2 protein-coding genes are annotated in these 1780 nt (G+C 72.5%); both read right to left on the bottom strand.

The annotated features are described in order from the left end of the window. Window positions 1-224 (bottom strand): XdhC family protein (locus tag OP79_RS48945; RefSeq protein WP_033329712.1); only part of this gene is annotated, 224 nt, incomplete at its 3' end. A 112-nt stretch (window positions 225-336) separates the two neighbouring features. After that, window positions 337-1780: xanthine dehydrogenase family protein molybdopterin-binding subunit (locus OP79_RS48940; RefSeq protein WP_106972682.1), on the bottom strand; the 1444-nt coding region annotated here is incomplete at its 5' end.

Below are 1780 nucleotides of genomic sequence, written 5' to 3'. Positions count from 1 at the left end.
CGCTGCGGGGCGCCGCGGTCGCGCAGCACCTGCCGGCACAGTTCGTACACCGCGCCCTCGACACAGCCGCCGGAGATGCTGCCGACCGCGTTGCCGTCCCCGTCCACCGCGACCGACGTACCGACCGGCAGGGGTGCGCTGCCGGTGACGTCGACGACGGTGGCCAGGGCGAAGGGGCGTGCCTCGCGGCACCAGCGGTGCAGCGTGTCCGCGATGTTCAGCATGAGTCCTTCTCCGTGGTTCGCCGTGGGGGCGTGGGGCGGGTCGCCGCCGCGCCGTCGGGGAGTGGATGGGCGGCGGCGACCCTGGTGGGTCCGGCAGCCGGACGGGGACCGACTACCGGACAGGCCGGTGGTGTGCTGGTGTCAGAGCAACGCCCTTCACGTCGGGGACGTCGGCGTTGACCGGGACCAAGTAGTCGGCGAGGTTGGCGTTCACGATCCGGCCGTCGCGGTGGTCGGTGACCGTGTGCTCAAGCAGAGCCCCGCCGATACCGCCCACGATGCCGCCGATCGCCTGACTGTCCGCCAGCTTGGGGCTGATGATCCGCCCCGCGTCGTACACGCCGAGCATGCGCCGCACCCGCACAAGACCGAGGGGCGCATCCACGGCGACCTCGGCGAAGGCCGCGCCGTAGGCGTGGTAGGAGCGCCGCGCGGGAGTCGGCGGCCCGGCGTAGGAGCCACGTGCTTCCAGGTGGGAGCGGTCGTTGCGGGCCAGCAGCCGTTGGTACGTCTCACCGCGCGCCGGGTTGCCCTTCACATGCAGCCGGCCGCCGCGCACCACCACATCGCCGGCGTCCACGCCGTACAGCGGCGAATCGCGGTCCTCGACGGCCAGCTTGACCGCCTGCTGCCGCACCTTGTCGCAGGCGTCGAGGACGGCGGAGCCGACGCTGGCCATGGTCGCCGAGCCGCCGTGCGGGCCGGTCTGCGGATACAGCGAGTCGCCGAGCCGGAAGGTCACCGTGCGCATGGTCAGCCCGAGCGCGTCCGCGGCCACCTGGGTCTGGGAGGTGTAGGTGCCCGGCCCCATGTCACTGGTGGCCGTCTCGACCACAGCGGTGCCGTCGGCATCCAGGCGGGCCCGGGCCTCCGCGGGAAAACGCCCGGGGTCGTACACGCTGGCGGCCATGCCCATGCCGATCAGCCAGTCGCCCTCGCGCCGCGAACGCGGCCGGGACGAACGCCGGTGCCAGCCGAACTCCCGGGCACCGACCGTGTAGCACTCGCGCAGCCGACGGGTGGAGAACGGCAGGTTGCTCGACTCGTCCTCGGCCGGTTCGTTGCGCCGCCGCAGCTCGATCGGGTCGATGCCGAGCCGGTCCGCGAGCTCGTCCATGGCCGACTCGATCGCGAACGACGCCGTGGCGAAGCCGGGGCCGCGCATCCAGATCGGGGTGTTCACATCCAGCGGCACCTGCCGGTACGCCTGGCTCACATTCGGCATGCTGTAGGTCATCTGCCCCGCGCCCATGATGGCCTCGGTGAACGTCTCGTACGAGGAGGTCTCGGCGTCGATACCGTGAATGGCCGCGGTCAGCCGACCGCGCCGGTCACTGCCGAGGCGCAGCCGGTACGCGTACGCCGGCCGGAAGCCGGTGCCGAAGTACATCTGCCGGCGGCTGAGCACCAGCTTGACCGGGCGCTTCGTCTCGCGCGCGGCCAGGGCGGCGACGATCGTGTGCGGCCAGCAGCGCAGCCCGCTGCCGAAGCCGCCGCCGACGAACGGGTTGATGACGCGCACCGAATCCGCGGGCAGGCCGAACACGGCGGCGATC

Source organism: Streptomyces yerevanensis, assembly GCF_000716805.1.
GTDB lineage: Bacteria > Actinomycetota > Actinomycetes > Streptomycetales > Streptomycetaceae > Streptomyces > Streptomyces flaveus.
The sequence above is the reverse complement of the archived record's forward strand: the minus strand, read 5'-3'. Positions and strand labels throughout refer to the sequence as shown.